Annotated in this window: 16 protein-coding genes; 6 read left to right on the forward strand and 10 right to left on the reverse strand. The window is 67.7% G+C overall.

Annotated features, from left to right (window positions below):
- Positions 1 to 36: 36 nt before the first annotated feature.
- A complete protein-coding gene (locus C0R46_RS17320) occupies positions 37 to 777 on the reverse strand; it encodes a class I SAM-dependent methyltransferase (RefSeq protein WP_102960919.1) in 741 nt (246 codons plus the stop codon).
- 181 nt (positions 778 to 958) lie between these two features.
- Here C0R46_RS17320 and gloB point away from each other — a divergent pair, with 181 nt between their 5' ends.
- Entirely contained in the window at positions 959 to 1,729 is a 771-nt protein-coding gene (gene gloB, locus C0R46_RS17325; RefSeq protein ID WP_102960920.1) for a hydroxyacylglutathione hydrolase, read from the forward strand.
- Positions 1,729 to 2,193, forward strand: a complete 465-nt coding sequence (locus C0R46_RS17330; protein WP_102960921.1) for a cupin domain-containing protein — start codon at positions 1,729 to 1,731, stop codon at positions 2,191 to 2,193. The genes gloB and C0R46_RS17330 overlap by 1 nt, the downstream gene beginning before the upstream one ends.
- Positions 2,194 to 2,215: 22 nt before the next feature.
- Here C0R46_RS17330 and yddG read toward each other — a convergent pair whose 3' ends face one another.
- Positions 2,216 to 3,085, reverse strand: coding sequence for an aromatic amino acid exporter YddG (gene yddG / locus C0R46_RS17335; RefSeq protein WP_102960922.1), 870 nt, complete (start codon positions 3,083 to 3,085; stop codon positions 2,216 to 2,218).
- A 162-nt stretch (positions 3,086 to 3,247) separates the two neighbouring features.
- Here yddG and C0R46_RS17340 point away from each other — a divergent pair, with 162 nt between their 5' ends.
- Positions 3,248 to 4,084, forward strand: coding sequence for a PhzF family phenazine biosynthesis protein (locus C0R46_RS17340; RefSeq protein ID WP_102960923.1), 837 nt, complete (start codon positions 3,248 to 3,250; stop codon positions 4,082 to 4,084).
- Between the two features lie 42 nt (positions 4,085 to 4,126).
- Here C0R46_RS17340 and C0R46_RS17345 read toward each other — a convergent pair whose 3' ends face one another.
- From C0R46_RS17345 to C0R46_RS17355, 3 genes are all read right to left on the reverse strand, one after another.
- Complete coding sequence (locus C0R46_RS17345; protein ID WP_245413647.1) at positions 4,127 to 4,927, reverse strand: DUF3108 domain-containing protein; 801 nt, start codon at positions 4,925 to 4,927, stop codon at positions 4,127 to 4,129.
- 145 nt (positions 4,928 to 5,072) lie between these two features.
- Entirely contained in the window at positions 5,073 to 5,765 is a 693-nt protein-coding gene (locus C0R46_RS17350; RefSeq protein WP_102960925.1) for a TIGR02117 family protein, read from the reverse strand.
- Positions 5,766 to 5,891: 126 nt separating this feature from the next.
- Positions 5,892 to 6,377, reverse strand: a complete 486-nt coding sequence (locus C0R46_RS17355; RefSeq protein ID WP_102960926.1) for a hypothetical protein — start codon at positions 6,375 to 6,377, stop codon at positions 5,892 to 5,894.
- 450 nt (positions 6,378 to 6,827) lie between these two features.
- Between C0R46_RS17355 and rpmB the strand changes: the two genes are divergently transcribed.
- The 3 genes from rpmB to C0R46_RS17370 all read left to right on the forward strand — a co-directional run bounded on the left by rpmB (position 6,828) and on the right by C0R46_RS17370 (position 8,285).
- A complete protein-coding gene (rpmB, locus tag C0R46_RS17360; RefSeq protein WP_102960982.1) occupies positions 6,828 to 7,124 on the forward strand; it encodes a 50S ribosomal protein L28 in 297 nt (98 codons plus the stop codon).
- Between the two features lie 81 nt (positions 7,125 to 7,205).
- Positions 7,206 to 7,895, forward strand: a complete 690-nt coding sequence (locus tag C0R46_RS17365; protein WP_102960927.1) for a queuosine precursor transporter — start codon at positions 7,206 to 7,208, stop codon at positions 7,893 to 7,895.
- 18 nt (positions 7,896 to 7,913) lie between these two features.
- Positions 7,914 to 8,285, forward strand: coding sequence for a glyoxalase superfamily protein (locus C0R46_RS17370; RefSeq protein WP_102960928.1), 372 nt, complete (start codon positions 7,914 to 7,916; stop codon positions 8,283 to 8,285).
- On the opposite strand, the gene C0R46_RS17375 is transcribed toward C0R46_RS17370, so the two are convergent.
- From C0R46_RS17375 to C0R46_RS17395, 5 genes are all read right to left on the reverse strand, one after another.
- Positions 8,263 to 9,303 (reverse strand): esterase-like activity of phytase family protein, encoded by a 1,041-nt coding sequence (locus C0R46_RS17375; RefSeq protein WP_102960929.1) that lies wholly within the window; start codon positions 9,301 to 9,303, stop codon positions 8,263 to 8,265. The genes C0R46_RS17370 and C0R46_RS17375 overlap by 23 nt on opposite strands.
- Entirely contained in the window at positions 9,303 to 11,222 is a 1,920-nt protein-coding gene (cobT, locus tag C0R46_RS17380; RefSeq protein WP_102960930.1) for a cobaltochelatase subunit CobT, read from the reverse strand. Before cobT ends, C0R46_RS17375 begins: the two co-directional genes overlap by 1 nt.
- A gap of 3 nt (positions 11,223 to 11,225) precedes the next feature.
- Positions 11,226 to 11,699, reverse strand: a complete 474-nt coding sequence (locus C0R46_RS17385; protein WP_102960931.1) for a hypothetical protein — start codon at positions 11,697 to 11,699, stop codon at positions 11,226 to 11,228.
- Positions 11,700 to 11,708: 9 nt separating this feature from the next.
- The gene (cobS, locus tag C0R46_RS17390) at positions 11,709 to 12,695 is read right to left on the reverse strand and encodes a cobaltochelatase subunit CobS (RefSeq protein WP_102960932.1); all 987 of its coding nucleotides are present in this window, start codon (positions 12,693 to 12,695) and stop codon (positions 11,709 to 11,711) included.
- Positions 12,696 to 12,851: 156 nt separating this feature from the next.
- The gene (locus C0R46_RS17395) at positions 12,852 to 13,451 is read right to left on the reverse strand and encodes a J domain-containing protein (RefSeq protein WP_102960933.1); all 600 of its coding nucleotides are present in this window, start codon (positions 13,449 to 13,451) and stop codon (positions 12,852 to 12,854) included.
- Positions 13,452 to 13,532: the final 81 nt, after the last annotated feature.

Genomic DNA, 13,532 nt, shown 5'->3' on the forward strand with positions numbered 1-13,532 from the left:
GAGCGGCGTCCGGATAGATCTGGTCGACAGACCGGGTCAGCGCCGCGCGGTCGCCCCGGCTGGAACCAGCACGGGCTTTGCCCGCCGCTGGCGTTCGCGTCGGGCGCTGAGCACCGGAATGCCGCGATAGACCTGCTTTGTCGCCTCGATGATGACGACGCCGGAGAAGACCGGCCAGAGCTGCCGGCCCAGCCGCTCCAGTGGCATGGCCAGCTTCAGCAGCGAGCGCCGGCGGAAGGGTGGCAGCAGCAGCGCATCCGCCCAGGCCGAGGGCGTGAACATCGAATCGCGCAGCAGGCGCACAAGCTGGCCGCGCGACCACGGGCGCCCCGAGCCGAAAGGCGTATGCTCGAATCTGGCCCAGACGCCGCGCCGGTTCGGCACCACGATGATGAGCCGGCCACCGGGCGCCAGCACGCGCCAGACCTCCGTCAGCACCGCCTGCGGATTCTCGGCAAATTCCAGCGCATGCACCATCAGCACGCGGTCCACCGATGCGTCGCCGAGCGGCAGCTCCTCGTCCGCAACGAGGGCGGTCAGCGAGGCGCCGGTCACCGGCCAGTTCACCGCACCCTGCGCCGCCGGCATGAAGGCAAGCGCGCGCTCGCAGCTGGGCGCGAAGCGATCGAGATAGGGCAGCGTGTAGCCGATGCCGACGAGGCGCTCCTCCGGGATGTTGCGCCAGACCGGCGCGAGACCAAGGGAGATGGTCTTCGCCGCTACCATGCCGAGCGGCGATGCGTAAAAGTCGCGCAGGTCGACGATGTCAGCGTTCATGCCCAGCGATCATGTCTCCCCCCATCCGGCCCCAGTGCTAAAGGCGATGGTGTCAAAACGCCAGAAGCCGAGCTTGACAGCAATGGCACCATCGTCGCTCGCCGAGAGCTTTCGCGACGGGGGCTTTGCCCTAGATGGGCGACGTGATCATGAGATGCCAAGGATGCGAGAGGGCGATAGCATGGGAGGGTTCGAGATCAGGCAGTTCACCTGCCGGGCCGACAATTTCGGCGTGCTGGTGCATCAAGCCGCCAGCGACACGACGATCTCGATCGACGCGCCGGAGGAGGCGCCGATCCTCGCGGCTCTCGATGCCGCAGGCTGGCGGCTCACCCACATCCTGACGACACATCATCACCGCGACCATGTCGAGGCCAACGAGGCGCTGAAGCGCCGCTTCGGCGCCACCGTGATCGGCCCGGAGAAGGAGCGCGACAGGATTCCCGGCATCGACCGGACTGTTACCGGCGGCGAGCGCTTCGCCATCGGCGGGGTGACGGTCGAGGCGATCGACACGCCCGGCCACACGCTCGGCGAGCTCTCCTACTACCTCCCGGATGCCAAGGCGTTGTTTGCCGGCGACGCGCTGTTCTCGCTCGGCTGCGGGCGCCTCTTCGAGGGCGACGCGCCGATGCTGTGGGAATCGCTCCAGCGGCTGCGAGCGCTGCCCGACGACACGATGCTCTACTGCGGCCACGAATACACCGCCACCAATGCCCGCTGCGCGCTGACGATCGACCCGCACAACCTCATCCTGCAGGAGCGGGTGAAGGAGGTCGAGCATCTGCGCGTCTCGGGCCAGGCGACGCTGCCGGTGCGGCTCGGCACGGAGAAGAAGGCGAACCCCTTCCTGCGCGCCGACGAGCCGGCGCTGGCCGAGGCACTCGGCCTGGCGGGCGCCGCACCGGCGGAGGTGTTCGCGGCCATGCGCAAGCGGCGCGACCAGTACTGATGGCCGCCTCTAGCGACGAGGCGGACACGATCATCGCCCGGCTGCGGCTGCAGCCGCATCCGGAGGGCGGCTGGTTCCGCGAGACGTTCCGCGACCCGGCGACGGATGCCGCCGGGCGCGCCCGCTCGACGGTGATCTATTACCTCCTGAAGGCCGGCGAGACCTCCGAGTGGCACCGGGTCACCGATGCGGTGGAGACCTGGCACTGGTATGCCGGCGGGCGCCTTGTCCTGACGATGTCGCCGGACGGGCACGATGCCTCGGCGCATTATCTCGGGCCCGATATCGCCGCTGGCGAACAGCCGCAGCTGGTGGTGCCGGCCGGCTGGTGGCAGACGGCGACGACGCTCGGCCACTACACGCTGGTCGGTTGCACGGTGGCGCCGGGCTTTGTCTTCGACAGTTTCGAGATGGCGCCGAGGGACTGGCGCCCGATGCCGCGGCCGTCGCGCCGGGTATCCTGAGGATCGGGCAGAGTGGGCAGGCTTACGCGTTGCGGACCAGGCGGGCGAAGAGTGGCAGGGCGGCGAGCGCCGCGCCCGCGGTGATCAGCACCGCGGCGGCGATAATGCCGGCGCTCATCGCGGCTTCGCCGGCTAGGACGAGGATCAGCGTCGACAGGAGCGGCGCGGCGTAACTGGCGGCGCCGATCAGCTGGATGTCGCCGCGCTTCACGCCGATGTCCCAGAGATAGAACGCCGCGCCGACCGGCATCAGGCCGAGCAGGACGACCGCCGTCCACTCGGCGCCGGTGGCTGGCCAGACCGTCGTCTCGAACAGGAGGTGCGCAAGGAGCGACAGGGCGGCGGTCGCTGCGCAGAAGCCGGTGACGACGTCGCTCGGCACCGAGGCGAAGCGGCGGGATAAGAGCGAATAGACCGCCCAGGTCAGCGCGCAGAGGGCGGCAAGGCCATAGCCGGCGGCATAGCGGGCGGAGAAGTCGAGCCCGCCGCGGCTGGCGATGATCATGCCGGCGCCGGCGAGGCCGAGCAGGGCGCCGAGCCCGTGGAACCAGCGCAGCCTCTCGCCAGGCAGGCTGGCGGAGCCGACGACGATCAGGAGCGGCCAGAGATAGGCGATCAGACTCGCCTCCGCGGCCGGCGCGCTGCGCAGCGCCGCGAAATAGAGGGCATGGTAGCCGAACAGGCCGCCGACACCGAGCAGCCAGACCGGCAGCGGTTGGCGCAGCACGCGGAGCGATCCGCCGCGGGCGGCCAGCGCCGCAACCCCGACCAGGGTTCCGATCGCGAAGGTCATGGCGTTCATCTGGAACGGCGGCACGGTGCCGCTGCGCGCGGTCAGGAGCGCCAACAGCGACCACATCAGGATCGCCAGGAAGCCGAGCGCCGTCGCCATCACACCATCTCCCTATCGACCGGGGCCATCACCACGATAACGGCTCTCGGGCGGCCGGTAGCGGAGGGCGGGCGCCAGGTCAATTCGATGACATCCGCGGTGGGAGACAGGCCGCAGCCGGGCCACTATGATCGCCCCCTACAAAGCGGAAGGGGGAGAGGCATGAAGCGGCGATTCATCCAGTGCGACGTGTTCACCGCTGTGCCCGGGCGCGGCAACGGGCTTGCCGTTGTGGTCGACGGTGAAGGCCTCGACGATGCGGCGATGCAGCGTTTCGCCACTTGGACGAATCTCGCCGAGACGACCTTCCTGCTGCCGCCGACGGACCCGTCCGCCGACTATGCGCTACGCATCTTCACCACCACGCGGGAACTGCCCTTTGCCGGCCATCCGACGCTCGGCAGCTGCGCCGCCTGGCTGCACACCGGCGGCCGTCCCCGCGACGCACGAACCGTGCGGCAGGAGTGCGGCGTCGGCATCGTCGAGATCGACATCAGCGGAGCGGTGCCGGCCTTCGTCGCGCCCCCGACCCGCATCTCGCCGCTGGAGCCGGAGCGTCTCGCCGAGGCGCTGGCGGCCCTGCGCATCGCGCCAGGCGACGTCGTGCGCAGCGCACGGCTCGTCAACGGGCCCGTCTGGGATGCGATCGAGCTCTCCAGCGCTGCGGCCGTCCTCGCAGCCGACCCGACCGGCGCAAGCTTCCCGGAAGAGCGTCCCATCGGGCTGATCGGCCCTCACGAAGCCGGCGCGGAGACCGACTACGAGGTGCGGATGATCGACATCTGGCACAACATCAAGGAGGACCCGATCACCGGATCGCTGAATGCGGCGATTGCCTGCTGGATGCGCGATGAGGGGCGTCTGCGGGTGTCCGCCACCGTCGCGCAGGGAACGAAGATCGGCCGCCTCGGCCGCGTCCACATCCGGGCTGGCGACGGCGACCGCGTGCTGATCGGCGGCGAAACGCAAATCCTGATCGAGGGCACGCTCGACTACTGAGAGCGTTGTCGAGGCCACAAGCGGCCCGGCAGCGGCGCCGCGCTATTTCGTCGAGACCGAGGTGGCGCTGAGCGTCAGCGGTCCGATCTTGGTCGGGATGCGCGCATAGACCGGCACGAAGATGTCGACTGCGGCAATCGGGGCGAACCACATCTGGATGGTCTGGCCCTGCAGATAGCGCAGGCCCTTGGACGACTTGTCGTAGCCGCCGACCGGCTGGATTCGCACGTCGCAGACCTGCGCATCGCCGGAATAGCCGGTCATGGAGTAGGACTTCTGCCCAGCCGGCGAGAGCTTCAGATCGAGCCGCGACCAGCCGTCATAGAAGGGCAGGGTGCGGTTGCAGACGCTCGCAGCCTTGCCGGTGCGGATCATCAGGCCGCTCAACGGGTCGATCGCCGAGGCCAACTGCTTGCGCGTCACCGGAACATGATCGGGCTTGGGCGGCCGCACCGGCGAGACCTTGGACGACACCGCCGCCGCGCCGCGGAACGCAACGTCGCTCGACCAGGCTCTGCTGCCGGTGGAATAGTTCAGCGCGTAGCGTTCCGGCATCATGCGGTCGCGGCCGAGCCGGCCGGACACCTTGCTGGTGCCGGAGGTCTTAGCGACGAGAGTGCCGAGCCCTGCCGAGGCGAGCGTGCCGTCGATCGAAAACCGCTGGCCCTTGATCGACGTGTCGAAGGAGGCGCGTCCAACCGGCAGGCCGAGCATGGAGACGCCGTACTCCGTCCGCACCGACGTCGCCTTGGGCGCCGTCTGGGCGGACGAAGGCGTGGCTGCCGCCAGCAGCGGTGCGGCGATCAGGCATGAAAGGGCCAGGGAAGGGCGCAGAGCCGTCATTCCATTCGTCCGGTCAACGGGAGATGAAGATGAATATGCGCCATCTCGTGGCGGGCGAATAGGGCCAAATTCGGTGCCGCAGAGCATCCGATGCGAAACGACGCAGCACCCTGCCGCAACGCGTGAGGCACGGCGCGGCGGCCGATCAATGTGGGCTGGCGGCGGCGGGATGTTCGACGGGCTGCGATTCTCGCCCGTGCAACGTCATGGAGAGGTAGAGCGCCTGCGGAAGCGGCGTCCAGAACCCGGTGTCGACGCCGCCGGCGCGCAACACGGCTGCTGTGAAGGTGTTGCAGCCGAAGAGCGCGTTGAACGTGTCCTTCGCCTCGAAGAAGCGGTCGAAGGGCGTATAGCCAACGCCCGGGATGAGGATGGGCCGGCCGTCGACATCTCTTTCGAACTCAGCCTCGATCGCCTTGACCATGGCTTCCACTGCATCCGGCTGAAGTTCGAAGACGCGCACGGCCGGATCTCCTTCTTCATAGGCGCCGGTGAGGCTCACATGCATGACGGAGCGGTCGGCTCCGAAGGAGCGGACGACAGTTCCGAGGTCGACATCCCGCCAGGTCGGGGTGCCGATATAGAAGGAGCGGCCGCCCCAGCCGAGGACGATGCTCCGGACGCCCGGGTGATCGAGCGGAAGGCCGACGTCACGCAGGAAGGCGAAGCGGGCGAGGAATTCCGGCGTCGCGGGCAGGACGATGTCAGTATGGATCGGTCCGGCGGCGACGAGGATGCGCGTCGTCGGCGCGCATGGACGCTCAGGGAGATCCGCGCCCTGCCGCGGGATGAGGATGCCGAGCACTATGGCGCCGACGAGCGCGGCCGCTAAAGACATCACGAACGCGGCACAGGCAGATGCAATCCGGCGGAGCTGAAACGGCCGGTGCGGTGTCTTGTCCGCCCTCACGTGGATGGGTCCCTCGGCGTCATGCACCGGCGCAGGCGAGATCTTGCGCAGGCCTCAGGGCCTTATGCTGTCACGGTTCGCGCGGATCGAGGCAGCGTCGCAATAGAGCCTCAGCACCTCGGTATCCTTGTCCTCGTTGGTGAAGGCATCGATGGTGGAATAGACCCGCACCTCGGCATCGCGGATGCGATCAGGGTCGCGTGAGTCTTCGGTCGTCACAAAGGCATAGACGTAAGTGCCTCGCGCATAGCCCACAGCCATGGTCATGTCAGTGGGATGGTCGATGTCGGTGTCCTTGGTCGAGAAGTAGGTCTGGTCGGTCTCGAAGTAGAGCTCCGTCGGCCCCGCACCGATGGCGTAGGTGTAGTAGGCCTCCTTCAGCCCGGGATGCGCGGTGGGCTCCATGATGCGGCAGAATTCCGCACGGGCATTCCGTGCAGGGATCTCGCAGGCGAACTGAGTCTGCCACGGCGGAACGCAGTTCGCGGCGGCTGGCAGGGGCGCCAGCATCACAACAGCGATCAGACCGCAGGCTTTCATGGCATCTCCTCACTCTCTCATGAACGATCGGCATCATCTCGCGATACCCGGAGCGGGGGGCGCGGCGTCCGCATGCATGCCAGTGCTCATCGCGGCTGTAATCAGTGGCCGGAGGCTTCCTGTGGAGGAGGCTGGTCCACTTCGGTCCTCCGCCATATAGAAGCAGGTGTGGCATGCCGGCCGTCTCGCTTAGATGCCGCCGTCCGCGTATAGGCGCGGCGGCGTGCAGCGGCGCAGGGCAGTCGGTGGTGCTTCGAATTCCCTGGGGCGGCTCTCTCAAACGCCCGACCGAGGAAGGACGGCCAACCCGGCGCTGGCTCGGCGGCTTGACGCTGCCGCCGCCAGCCAGTATAGGCCTCTCGACTTCCGATCATGCCCGTGGCTGATGATCGCGCCGACATTTCGGCGGCGCGTCCGGCCCCGGCCTATCGACTTTAGAAGGTGATCCTCATGTCTCGCGCTTGCGAACTGACCGGCAAGGCTGTCCAGTCCGGCAACAATGTCAGCCACGCGAACAACAAGACGCGTCGCCGCTTCCTGCCGAATCTGTGCAATGTCACGCTGATCTCGGACGCTCTCGGCCAGCGCTTCCGCCTGCGCGTCAGCGCCAACGCGCTGCGCTCGGTCGAGCACCGTGGCGGCCTCGACGCCTTCCTCGCCAAGGCCAATGCCGACGATCTGTCGCCGCGCGCCAAGCTGCTGAAGCGTCAGATCGCCAAGAAGCTCTCGGCTGACGCCGCCGCCTGATAAAGGCCCCGCATCGCTGAAGTCTTCGAGCCGGGCGCACCAGCGTCCGGCTTTTCTGGTTCCATCACCCAGGATAAAAAAATGAACCGCCTCAAGGTCTATGGCGTGCCCGTCGTTGCGATGGTGCTCGTCGTCCTCGCCTCCAACATCTTCGTGCAGTTCCCGCTGAACGGCACAATCGGGCGTCTGCAACTGGCGGACATCTTGACCTGGGGCGCCTTCACCTATCCCTTCGCATTCCTGGTCACCGACCTCACCAACCGGCTGTACGGGCCGAGCATCGCCCGGCAGGTGGTGATGATCGGCTTCGCCGTCGCTGTGATTGTTTCGGTGCTGGCACCGCCGCTGCTGTTTGCCGCCGGCCTTCTGGAATTCTCCGCCACCGGCGCGCGGCTGGCGCGAATCGCAGTCGCTTCCGGCACGGCGTTCCTGGTGGCGCAGCTGCTCGATATCGCGGTGTTCAACCGCCTGCGGCGCCAGAGCTGGTGGCGCGCGCCAGCCTTCGGCTCGCTGGCCGGCTCCTTCCTCGACACCCTGACCTTCTTCTCAGTCGCCTTCGCGCCGGCCTTCGCCTTTGTCGGACCCAATGACGACTTCGCGCTCGGTGCCGCCCCGCTGCTCGGCCTGTTCGCGACGGACGCGCCGCGCTGGCTGTCCTGGGCGCTCGGCGACTTCGTGGTGAAGCTGGCGATTGCCGTCTTCGCGCTGGTTCCATACCGTGTCGTCATGCAGGCGGTGATGCCGATGCGGCCGGATGTCAGACGCGCCTGACGGAGGAGAGGAGGCGCAGTGGCGAGGTTTCTGGCGACGATCCCGATCCTGCGCTTCTTCGACGAAGCGGTGACGCGCCGCTTCTACATCGACTATCTCGCCTTCGAGGTCGTCCTCGAGCATCGCTTCGGGCCGGAAATGCCGCTCTATCTCGGGGTGACGCGCGGCGCCCTGCGGCTGCACTTGTCGCAGCACCACGGCGATGCGACGCCGGGCTCGGCCGTGTTCATTGAGATGGACGATGTCGAGGCACTCCATGCGGAGCTTGCCGCGCGCAGCTATCCCTTCGCCCGTCCGGGATTGGAGACGGCGCCCTGGGCCGCTCGCACGCTGACCGTGCTCGATCCAGCCGGCAATCGCCTGTTCTTCAACGAGCAGGTCCGGAGCTGAGGGCGCCGGCCGCGCCGCCATCTGCGACCAGCCGAAACTCCAGATAGACATTGCGCTGCAGGAACGAGCCGTTGTCGTCGGAGATGAGCGCAATGCGCGTCTCGCCGCCGGCGTCGGTCCAGGCGTCCAGCCCCTCCATATTGTCGATCTCGTTCGACAGGTCCGCTTCCAGGATCACCGGACCGTCGATGAGCGCGCCGGGCCGGATCGACGCGCCGGGCAGGCGGCGGATGCGCATGCCGAGCCCGCCGAGAAAGCCAGTATAGCGCCGCTCCAGCAGCAGCAGGTCGCCATCCGGCAGGAACGCGCCGTCGGTCGCATCCCAGTCGACATCCCGCCGAACTGTGAAGACGCCGCCCCTGGCGCCGCCACCGAAGATCGCGGCAAAGAGGTTGCCCTTTGCATCGAGCGAACGCTCGGCGATGGCCACGGCGGCACCGTTCAGCGCGCCGCCCTCGGGCGAGACGGCGATCGTTTCCATGCCGCGGTTGATCCGCAGCTCGTGGCGCGGCAGCGGCAGCGGCAGCACCGCCGGACGATTCGCGAATGGCGCGGCCGGATCCGCATAGGCGAGGATGCGGTGATGCCGCTCGAAGCCGACGAGAACGCGGTTGCCGTCGATCGCCATCGATTCGGCGTCGGCATCGACCTTGCCGTCGAGAGGCTGTCCATCCGCACCGAGGAGCGGCTCCAGCTGCGCAGGGGCTATGCCGACGGGTCGCCCGGCCTCGTCACGCCGGATCGTGCCGGCGAACCAATGCCCTTCGTCGTTGACCGACAGAAAGCGGCTGCCGCCGTCGCGAAAGCGGAAGGACGAGATGCTGTGGACGCCGCGGCCGCTGAACTCGAAGCCGCCGACATAGTCGAAGGCGCCGAAGCGGGTTTCTGCGGAGCGGGTGCGGAAGGCCGAGATCGGCTTGGCCGTGACCTCGACCGTCTCGGCCCGAACCTCCGGCGCGACAAGCGGCCACGCGACGACGGCCGCGGCGAACGCGGCCGCCAGACTGCGCAGATGCATCAGCGGCGGGCGCCTGCCGCGGCCCTGCGACGGGACGACGAGCGCCCCCCGGCCGTCGCCTGGTCCTCGAAGAGATCGGCGAGCTGCTCGGTCATGGCACCCGCCAGCTCCTCGGCATCGACGATGGTGACGGCACGGCGATAGTAGCGCGTGACGTCGTGGCCGATGCCGATGGCCAGCAGCTCCACGGGCGAGCGCGTCTCGATCTCCTCGATGACGGCGCGCAGGTGCCGCTCCAGATAATTGCCGGCATTGACCGAGAGGGTCGAGTCGTCGACCGGCGCGCCATCGGAGATCATCATCAGGATCCGGCGCTGCTCGGGCCGCGCCAGCAGGCGGTTATGCGCCCAGATCAGTGCTTCGCCGTCGATATTCTCCTTCAGGAGCCCCTCGCGCATCATCAGGCCGAGATTGCGCCGGGCCCGCCGCCACGGCGCGTCGGCGGACTTGTAGACGATGTGGCGCAGGTCGTTCAGCCGCCCGGGCTTGGACGGCTTGCCCTCCTTCAGCCAGGCCTCGCGCGCCTGGCCGCCTTTCCAGGCCCGGGTGGTGAAGCCCAGCACCTCGACCTTGACGCCGCAGCGCTCCAGCGTGCGCGCCAGGATGTCGGCGCAGGTGGCAGCCACCGTGATCGGCCGCCCGCGCATCGAGCCGGAATTGTCGATCAGAAGCGTGACGATCGTGTCGCGGAAGGCGGTGTCGCGCTCCATCTTGAAGGAGAGCGGCTGCAGCGGGTCGGTAACCATGCGGGTCAGGCGCGCCGTGTCGAGATAGCCTTCCTCGAGATCGAAATCCCAGGAGCGGTTCTGCTGCGCCATCAGCCGGCGCTGCAGGCGGTTGGCGAGACGCCCGACGACGCCCTGCAGCGACGCCAGCTGCTTGTCGAGGAACGAGCGCAGGCGGTCGAGCTCAGCCTCGTCGCAGAGCTCCTCGGCACCCACCATCTCGTCGAACTGCTGGGTGAAGACCTTGTACTCGGTGTCGGCGAAGGTGCCGGGTGGCGCCTGGTTGGGCCGCCGCGTCTCGCCCGGCGTCTCCGTATCCTCGCTCTCGTCGTCGACCGGATCCTCGGCGGTGACCTCGGAGGATTCGGCTTCCGCCGTCTCCTGGTTCTCGCCCTCGCTCTCGCTTTCTTCCGGGGCGGCCTCCTCGGTGCCGCTTTCCTTCTCGGCGCCGCCTTCCTCGTTGTCGCGAGTCTGGTTGTCGCCGGCCTCGTCCTGTTCGTCGCTGTCCTCGCCGGGATTCTCCTGGCCGAGCTCCTCGGCCATCTCCAGCGAGACGAGAAGGTCGCGGATGGCGCGCGCGAAGGCCTGCTGATCCTCGACCGTCTCGGCGAGCCGCTCGAACCGAGGGCCGGCCTTGGCCTCGATCGTGTCGCGCCAGACGTCGACCAGCGAGGCGGCGCTCGGCGGGATCGGACGGCCGGTCAGCTTCTCGCGTACCAGCAGCGCGACGGCGTCTTCGACCGGCGCCTCGGCGCGATCGGTCACGTCCTGCAGGTTCGAGCGGAAGTAGCGGTCTTCCAGCATGGCGGCAAGGTTGTCGCCGACACCGGCCATGGCATTGGCGCCGATCGCCTCGACGCGCGCCTGCTCCACGGCGTCGTAGACGGCCTTGGCGCTCTTGCCGTCCGGCGAGTAGCTCGCATGGACGCTCGTATCGTGGCGGGCGCGGCGCAGCGCCATGGCGTCGGAGAGGCCGCGGGTGACTGCGACGTCGTTGGCGGTGGCGCGCTTGGGCAGATCAGGGAGGCGGGCGCGGGTGCCGGTCAGGCCCGGCCGGTCGTTGGAGAAGCTGACCTCCAGCTCCGGCTCGCCCGCGATGGCGCGCAGACAGCCGGCGACCGCGCGGCGGAACGGCTCGCGGTCGGTTACCTTCGGAGCGCCGGGAGCGCGGGAGTTGTCACCGCTGCGCGCCATGTATCAATCTGCCTTCTTCACAGCGGGATCGAGCTTGTCGACGTCGACGTCCTTCACGGGCGTCTTCGACAGGAGGATCGACGCATCGTCCTGCTTCTCCAGGACATAGGCCGTGATGCCCTGGCCCATGCCGGCATATTTCGGCACGAAGAACCCGTTCAGCACATAGGCCCCGTTCTGGAAGACGACGCCATCGCGTGCGCTGATCTGCGTACCGCCGGTCCGGCTCGATCCCTCGAGATAAGCCACGAACAGGCCATCCCCGCCCCGTTCCGCCACGAGACCGTCACCGGCCGCGACCGTGATCTTCAGGCCGACCACCGTATCGGCGGCATTCTCGACGAACTGGGCGAAGCCGGGATAGGTCTTCGCTGTTACCGCACCGCTGGCGCGCAGCACCTCGCTCTGCTCGGCAAAGGCCGGACCGCCGAAACCGGCGGCGAGGATCGCTGCTGCGAGAAGCGAACGGCGGATCATCGCAGAACCTCAGTCCAGCACGATGTTGGCGCTGGACTCCGGCAGCTCCTCGCCGAAGGCCCGCTGGTAGAATTCGGCGACCAGCGGCCGCTCCAGATCGTCGCACTTGTTCAGGAAGGTGACGCGGAAGGCGAAGCCGATATTGCCGAAGATCTCGGCGTTCTCCGCCCAGGTGATCACCGTGCGCGGGCTCATCACCGTCGAGAGGTCGCCGTTGATGAAGGCCGAGCGGGTCATGTCGGCGATGCGCACCATCTTGGAGACGGTCTGGCGTCCCTCCTTGGTGGCATAGCTCTTGGCCTTGGCAACGACGATGCCGACCTCGTTGTCGTGCGGCAGGTAGTTCAGCGTCGTGACGATCGACCAGCGGTCCATCTGCGCCTGGTTGATCTGCTGCGTGCCGTGATAGAGGCCCGTCGTGTCGCCGAGGCCGACCGTGTTGGCGGTGGCAAAGAGGCGGAAGGCCGGATGCGGGCGGATGACGCGCGCCTGGTCGAGCAGCGTCAGGCGCCCGGAGGATTCCAGCACGCGCTGGATCACGAACATCACGTCCGGACGGCCGGCGTCATACTCGTCGAACACGAGCGCGACATTGTTCTGATAGGCCCAGGGCAGGATGCCGTCGCGGAACTCGGTGACCTGCATCCCCTCGCGCACGGTGATCGCGTCCTTCCCGACGAGATCGATGCGCGAGACGTGGCTGTCGAGGTTGACGCGCACGCAAGGCCAGTTCAGCCGCGCCGCCACCTGCTCGATATGGGTCGACTTGCCGGTGCCGTGATAGCCCGAAACCATGACGCGGCGGTTGCGCGCAAAGCCTGCGAGGATCGCCAGCGTGGTCTGCCGGTCGAACAGATAGTCCGGGTCGATCTCAGGCACATGCGGATCGGTCTTTAAAAAGGCCGGCACGGTGATATCGCTGTCGAAACCGAAGGTTTCGCGGACGGAGACTGTGGTATCCGGAAGGGACGCCACTTCCTGTTCCGCTGCACTCATCACACCTCCATCGGCCTGCCGCTCATGCGGGTCCCGGCCACACACATCAATCGTGTTCCGCCGCAACCCATGGCGCGGCACCTCCATCCGTGCGGCCGCACTGCGGCTGCACGTGCCGAGCAGGACTCGCCACCCGAGTTCTCAGGCCGTCGGGCCTTAGCAAAAACCGGACTGCTTCAGAAGCTTGTAGGCCTGGATGACCTCGCGAAGCCGGTCTTCGCTGCCGCGATCGCCGCCATTGGCATCGGGATGGTACTGCTTGACGAGGCTCTTATAGCGCGCCCGGATCGTCTCTCCAGCGGAATTCTCGGCCAGATCGAGTGTCTGGAACGCTTTCGACTCCAGCGACCGCACTTTGGGGCGCCTAGCTTCGGTCCGCCGGGCCGCATCGCCGAAGAGGTTGAACGGGTCCCGCGTGCGGGCGCCGGCGCGGCGTGCACGTATGGACGCGGCCGCATCGCTGCCATTCTGCCCCATCGACCAGGTCGGGCGATGGCCGGTCAGCGAGTCCTTCAGATAGGCCTGGATGTCCTTGTCGCCGAGGCCCGAGAAGTAGTTGTAGGACTTGTTGTACATCCGCACGTGATCGACGCAGAAGTGGTAGTACTCCCCCTCATGGTCGCGTCCGCGCGGTGCCTTGTAGAGGCCCGGCTCCTCGCATCCCTCCCAGGCGCAGACCGGCGCGCGCGCCTTTTCGGTCGCCTCCCGGTCGGGGCGCACGCGGATGCGGTCGAAATATTTGGAGTCGAGCTTCATCGTTTGCGATTATGGTGCTGCGCCGGAAGGCGAACAAGAATTGACAGATGCGAAAAGGCGTTTCGTTGCGGGGCTTTGACT

It is taken from the genome of Mangrovicella endophytica, assembly GCF_002893625.1.
Taxonomy (GTDB): domain Bacteria; phylum Pseudomonadota; class Alphaproteobacteria; order Rhizobiales; family Rhizobiaceae; genus Mangrovicella; species Mangrovicella endophytica.

What these genes read in the sequence shown, in the direction of transcription:
- C0R46_RS17320 (WP_102960919.1), bottom strand. Translation starts at nt 777, where the DNA reads ATGAACGCTGACATCGTCGACCTGCGCGACTTTTACGCATCGCCGCTC.
- cobS (WP_102960932.1), bottom strand. Translation starts at nt 12,695, where the DNA reads ATGAGTGCAGCGGAACAGGAAGTGGCGTCCCTTCCGGATACCACAGTC.
- yddG (WP_102960922.1), bottom strand. Translation starts at nt 3,085, where the DNA reads ATGGCGACGGCGCTCGGCTTCCTGGCGATCCTGATGTGGTCGCTGTTG.
- C0R46_RS17395 (WP_102960933.1), bottom strand. Translation starts at nt 13,451, where the DNA reads ATGAAGCTCGACTCCAAATATTTCGACCGCATCCGCGTGCGCCCCGAC.
- C0R46_RS17375 (WP_102960929.1), bottom strand. Translation starts at nt 9,303, where the DNA reads ATGCATCTGCGCAGTCTGGCGGCCGCGTTCGCCGCGGCCGTCGTCGCG.
- gloB (WP_102960920.1), top strand. Translation starts at nt 959, where the DNA reads ATGGGAGGGTTCGAGATCAGGCAGTTCACCTGCCGGGCCGACAATTTC.
- rpmB (WP_102960982.1), top strand. Translation starts at nt 6,828, where the DNA reads ATGTCTCGCGCTTGCGAACTGACCGGCAAGGCTGTCCAGTCCGGCAAC.
- C0R46_RS17345 (WP_245413647.1), bottom strand. Translation starts at nt 4,927, where the DNA reads ATGACGGCTCTGCGCCCTTCCCTGGCCCTTTCATGCCTGATCGCCGCA.
- C0R46_RS17365 (WP_102960927.1), top strand. Translation starts at nt 7,206, where the DNA reads ATGAACCGCCTCAAGGTCTATGGCGTGCCCGTCGTTGCGATGGTGCTC.
- C0R46_RS17330 (WP_102960921.1), top strand. Translation starts at nt 1,729, where the DNA reads ATGGCCGCCTCTAGCGACGAGGCGGACACGATCATCGCCCGGCTGCGG.
- cobT (WP_102960930.1), bottom strand. Translation starts at nt 11,222, where the DNA reads ATGGCGCGCAGCGGTGACAACTCCCGCGCTCCCGGCGCTCCGAAGGTA.
- C0R46_RS17340 (WP_102960923.1), top strand. Translation starts at nt 3,248, where the DNA reads ATGAAGCGGCGATTCATCCAGTGCGACGTGTTCACCGCTGTGCCCGGG.
- C0R46_RS17350 (WP_102960925.1), bottom strand. Translation starts at nt 5,765, where the DNA reads ATGTCTTTAGCGGCCGCGCTCGTCGGCGCCATAGTGCTCGGCATCCTC.
- C0R46_RS17385 (WP_102960931.1), bottom strand. Translation starts at nt 11,699, where the DNA reads ATGATCCGCCGTTCGCTTCTCGCAGCAGCGATCCTCGCCGCCGGTTTC.
- C0R46_RS17355 (WP_102960926.1), bottom strand. Translation starts at nt 6,377, where the DNA reads ATGAAAGCCTGCGGTCTGATCGCTGTTGTGATGCTGGCGCCCCTGCCA.